Here is a 5,489-nt window from a genome sequence, read left to right as displayed (position 1 = left end):
TCTTATTTTGGCATGCCCCTTCTCTCTCCCGGGACCTCCTAAGTCCACTTCCGGGGCATGCCCATTTTATATTTCCCGTTTTGGCATGCCCCTTCTCTCTCCTGGGACCTCCTCATTCCCCTATCGGGGCATGCCTATTCTATATTTCCCATTTTGGCATGCCCCTTCCCTCTCCCGGGACCTCCTCATTCCACTTTCGGGGCATGCCTATTTTATATTTCTCATTTTGGCATGCCCCTTCCCTCTCCCGGGACCTCCTAAGTCCACTTCCGGGGCATGCCTATTTTATATTTCCCATTTTGGCATGCCCCTTCTCTCTCCCGGGACCTCCTAAGTCCACTTCCGGGGCCACCTCATTCCACTTTCGGGGCATGCCATGGCACAACAAAAGCCCTGGCAGAGCCAGAGCTTTTGAACATAAGATTCTTTATTCTCTACAACTTGTCAGAAATAACCAATTCACCCTCATTTACAAGTCTCTTGAATTCATTGATTGGCATAGGCTTTCCAAAGAGATATCCCTGAAGTCTCTCGCATCCAATTCCACGCAAGAATTTGTGCTCTTCTTCTGTCTCAACTCCCTCTGAAAGGGTTCGCATTCCAATCTCTTCAGCCAGCTTTACCACACTTGAGATAATCGGTCTTGATCTCTCATTCTCATCAAATCCCTTGAGGAAAAGCATATCTATCTTCATGACATCGAATTGGAAGTCCTTGAGACTATTGAGTGCAGAATAGCCTGAGCCAAAGTCATCAAGCCATACAGAATATCCCAATTCTCTTAGCTTTACAACGGCATTATAGATATTTTCATCCGAGTCTACTATTGCGCTTTCTGTGACCTCTATGTGAAGGAAATTCTTTGGTATGCCATATTCCGCAGTACACTTTTCCAAATTCCCTACAACGTCTGTGTGAATGAAGTCTAGACGTGAGAAATTCAGAGAAATTGGAACAATTGGGAAGCCGTCTTCCTTAGCTTTTCTGATGTCTTGACATACAATTCTCATAATCTCTTGATCAAGCTTGTGAATCTGTCTGTATTTTTCCAGTGGAGGGATAAAATCAGCTGGTGACATAAAACCATGTATCGGATCTTCCCATCTGGCCAGAGCCTCGAGAGCACATACTGTTGAGTCTTCTGCCCATACAACCGGTTGATAATAAACTCGTATATATCTGTGCTTTATAGCATCCTCTATGTGATTGACCACATATTGACGAAGCTTAAATTTTTCAGCAATTTTGTCATCATATTCTCTATAATCAAGATCATATCTATGCTTAATAGAGCTACATACATATCTTGCCCTGTCACAAGCCATATCCGGGCTGCAATTGACATCCTTTGGTCGATATGCACCCACATTGAGTCCGAGATGAATATCTCCCTGCATACTGGTAATTACTTCTCGAATCTTATCCAGCTTTTCTTGCATGCCTTCTTCCGGTGTGAGTATTACAAAATGGTCGTCGGAAAATCTCGCTACAACAGATTCTTCAAATATAGCATCCAATTTCTTTGCAAATTCCACCATAAACCTGTTGCCAGCGTCAAATCCGTTGCTCTCATTGTAACTTTTGAAATTCCTTATATCTAAGAAAAGGAACAAAAGTCTACTCACACGTCTTCCCTGCTTTCTCAGCATTTCCTTGGAATCTTCGCGAAACTTCCACATATTGGGAAGACCTGTCAACTCATCCACTACAGCAATTTTCTCCAGCTGTTTATTGACATTTTTCACTCGTTCATTTTGCTCAGCTTCAGTGAGTCGCTGCTGATACATTGCAACTGAAACCATAAATACAGCTATCCATATAACCATATAATTAACAGTTGTTGCAATAGATGCAGGCCTAGCATGTTGACATATCGTGAAAAATCCACCGAAAGTGATAATTGAAAGAATAAACGCCCTAACAGGTTTCCAGACAAATAGACAAAATACAAATATTTCCATGGTTAAAAAAGCCATAATCTGCTCTCCATGGATATAGTCATTATAACCTATATAAATTCCAAATCCCAGACATATAAAATAAAAAGCACGGATAATCACTAGTCCCAGATTCTTGTTAAGCTTTTTCCCTCGGATGTATTGAATACCATAGACCAAAACAGAAACAGCTGCGGCAAATAAAACTATATAGCTTATGATATGAACAACCACCCAGTCCATATCTTTCAAACCAACTCTTTCTAGCTTAAATGCGAGAATAATCATGATGATTTCAAGCACAGCAACAACAGCCGACATAAACACACTTGCGCGCACATCGCAATCAAAAAAGTAATTATTCACATGTTCAGAATGTCTTGTCAAACCTATTAGCTTCTTGAAATCCTTTTTCATATTCTCACCCGCCTTATCCATTGGCGCGCATCCATACCAAATTGCGCAAAAAAACCGCACTACCTCTATTTAATTATACCATGGTTTTATTAATTTTGCACTAAAAAAAGCCAAAATTACTTATTATCTTCATTGGCATGTGCACCAAGTTTTCCCTTTGAATCAAATATGTAATCCACGAGGCTCTCATAGTATGTGATAAATGTTCCGCTACGGATCATTTTCTTGATTTCTTCTCTTGTTGCCCATCTCACATCCTGTACTTCCTCTGCCTGAAGAGAAATCTTAGCAATTTCCACATCTTTTTCAATGAGAAAATAGTCGTCGAACCCATACATCCAATTAATAGTGAAGTGTGCTCTAACTTCGGACAAATCAAGATCAAGACCAAGTTCTTCTCTAAGTTCTCTCATGGCTCCTTGCTTGGAATTCTCGCCCATTATCACATGTCCTCCACAGGAAAAATCCCACAAATTAGGCCAGGACTTGGCAGTTGATTGTCTTTGCTGTATCAACATCTCGCCCTTAGAATTAAAAACACATACATGGATTACCGGCTGATACTCTCCAAGAATTCGCTTCTCGCCTCTCCTTCTGATGTAACCCGTCTTAATTCGCTCTTCATCATAGACTTCCCATCGCTCTACGTTGGCATTGTCTGCCTCAAGGATTAACTTTGCCTCTTCTATGGTTTTATTCATGATTGTCGGAACATTTGCCCCCACTATATCTAGCCCTTCTGCTTTGATACATATGACATCCTCTATTCCAAAAAAGGACTTGCAAACCTGCTTTATATATGCAAAACCATGATCCTCACTAGGCATCATACCGCCGGCGGTAGTGACATAAATCAGTCTCTTGGCCTTACATAAACTCTCAGGCGCACCTGTCTCTGAATATCTAAATGTTAGATTGGTCACGCAAATCGACTCTATATAGCACTTCAAAATCGAAGGAAAACTGAAGTCCCAGAACGGGGCCGCAATAATGATATTCTCCGCATCCTTGAATTGTCTTGCAAATCGAAACTCCTCGCCCTCAAAATTCATCCTATCAACATTTTCAGCTCGTCTCACAAGTCTCTCATAATCAAGCGGTGTGACTTTTTCCTCATAGAGATTTACTCTTTCATAAGCTCCACCTAGCATCGATACAATACTGTCTGCAAGTTCGCGAGTCCTGGAATTTGGTCTGGCACATGCATCAATTAATAAGTCCATGGTATCCCCCTTTTTTACTACTACTCTGTAGAAAGTTATATAAATATAATATCATATTTGGTATTATTTTAAAAGAAAATAAATAGCATCTTTTCCGTTATAAACTACTTGCCCACTCTATAGCATCATCAATGTGCTCACAGAAATTCTCACGTCCTACCTTATCGACAAAACCGCACTTCTCCATCGTCCTCATAGGCTGTTCATTGACATGAGAAAATACCATCTTGACCCCCGCCTCTTCACATCTATCATACAGAAGTTCCATTGCATGCATAGCTGATGCATCCAGAGCCGGAACTCCTCTCATTCTAAAGATAATAATTCGTGTAAAGTCCTTGAAGTGAACTCCTGCAAGGCGATCCGCGTCTCCGAAGAACATTGGACCGGAAATCTCATATACACGGACGTGCTTAGGAATTTCCTTCAAATCCACGCCATCTGGATCCTCATCCGGGTCATAGTACTTCCAACCGGAAACCGCAGATTCATCGCTCATTCTCTTCATAAAGAGAACACATGCCATTATCATTCCGACCTCGATTGCCACAACCAAATCAAATACAACAGTGAGGGCAAATGTAACCACAAGGACCACAATATCACTCTTAGGTGCAGTCTTGCACAGATGGACAAATGTTCTCCACTGACACATATTATAGGCAACCATAAATAGAATAGCTGCGATAGTTGGCATCGGAATCAAAGCTGCATACGGCATAAGAAGCACCAGTACCAGCACGAGAACTACAGCATGGACAATACCGGCAATAGGAGTTCTTCCACCATTCTTGATATTGGCTGCGGTTCTTGCAATCGCACCAGTAGCAGGAATTCCACCAAATAAAGCTGATCCAATATTACCCACACCTTGTGCTATTAATTCCATATTAGATCTGTGATGTGAATTGATCATTCCATCGGCAACTACACAGGATAGAAGCGACTCGATAGCCGCAAGAATTGCAATAGTCACCGCATTTGGTGTCATACTTATTATTGTTCTAACAGAGAGATCAGGGAAAGTGAATTCCGGAAGTTTGTTATTAATCACATACAAGTCCCCGATTGTATTTACATCCATATTCATAAGTTTTACCATGAGAATTCCCACAATTACAGCTATCAACGATCCGGGTATCTTCTCTGATATATATGGCCAAACTATGAGAATAGCCAAACTAACAAGTCCTACGATGAGTGCACTAGAGTTGAGTGACAGAATATTTTTCCCTATGGCTTCAACCTTCTCCATCGTCTCGATAGTCACTGTTCCCTTGGGATAGATGAGCCCGAGAAAATCCTTAACCTGTCCAATAACGATTGTCACAGCAATTCCGGCGGTAAAACCGGTTGTAATTGTATATGGTATAAATCTGATAAGTGAACCGAGTCTGAGAAATCCCATGACAATGAGAAGAATTCCGGCCATAACTGTAGCTATGATAAGGCCACTCATGCCATTTTGCGCTACAATCCCCGCCACGATAGTTGCAAATGCTGCTGTCGGTCCGGCAATCTGAACACGACTTCCACCCAAAAATGATATTAGAAATCCGGCCACAATTGCAGTATAGATACCCTGTTCAGGACCTACACCTGATGCAAGTGCAAGCGCAATTGACAAGGGCAAAGCTATAATGGCAACTATGATTCCCGATACTATATCAGTTGCCAACTTTTTCCCATCATATGTTTTCATCACGCTAAAAAGCATAGGTTTTAGCTTATCTTTTTTCATTTCATTCACTCCAATTTATATTTTTAAGAAAACATAAAATATTATACGCTGATTGAACTGGTTTGTAAATACCTTTTATTTGTTTCCAAGAAAAAAAATGGGGGTGTTGCACCAGCGGTTGGACGTCTTTTACGGAAAATTTCTTGGATACTCTCTTTTTTGCCGTACCAT

The 5,489-nt window shown here is 41.1% G+C and carries 3 protein-coding genes; all 3 read right to left on the bottom strand.

Annotated features, from left to right (window positions below; all coding sequences use genetic code 11):
• Positions 1 to 434: 434 nt before the first annotated feature.
• A complete protein-coding gene (locus tag L877_RS0111085) occupies positions 435 to 2,375 on the bottom strand; it encodes a putative bifunctional diguanylate cyclase/phosphodiesterase (protein ID WP_034785748.1) in 1,941 nt (646 codons plus the stop codon).
• A gap of 95 nt (positions 2,376 to 2,470) precedes the next feature.
• Positions 2,471 to 3,577: an NAD(P)H-dependent oxidoreductase gene (locus L877_RS14010; protein WP_084554884.1), complete on the bottom strand. Its 1,107-nt coding sequence runs from the start codon at positions 3,575 to 3,577 to the stop codon at positions 2,471 to 2,473.
• Between the two features lie 97 nt (positions 3,578 to 3,674).
• The gene (locus L877_RS0111075) at positions 3,675 to 5,318 is read right to left on the bottom strand and encodes a SulP family inorganic anion transporter (protein ID WP_026836129.1); all 1,644 of its coding nucleotides are present in this window, start codon (positions 5,316 to 5,318) and stop codon (positions 3,675 to 3,677) included.
• Between the last annotated feature and the right edge of the window lie 171 nt (positions 5,319 to 5,489).

The sequence above is a fragment of the Eubacterium xylanophilum ATCC 35991 genome (genome assembly GCF_000518685.1).
GTDB classification, from domain to species: Bacteria; Bacillota; Clostridia; order Lachnospirales; family Lachnospiraceae; genus Eubacterium_F; species Eubacterium_F xylanophilum.
Note: the sequence above shows the minus strand (reverse complement) of the source record. Positions and strands in the feature narration are given on the sequence as shown.

Bases quoted from the DNA above. Each gene is read 5' to 3' on its own strand.
- L877_RS0111085 (WP_034785748.1), bottom strand. From the start codon at position 2,375: ATGGATAAGGCGGGTGAGAATATGAAAAAGGATTTCAAGAAGCTAATA.
- L877_RS14010 (WP_084554884.1), bottom strand. From the start codon at position 3,577: ATGGACTTATTAATTGATGCATGTGCCAGACCAAATTCCAGGACTCGC.
- L877_RS0111075 (WP_026836129.1), bottom strand. From the start codon at position 5,318: ATGAAAAAAGATAAGCTAAAACCTATGCTTTTTAGCGTGATGAAAACA.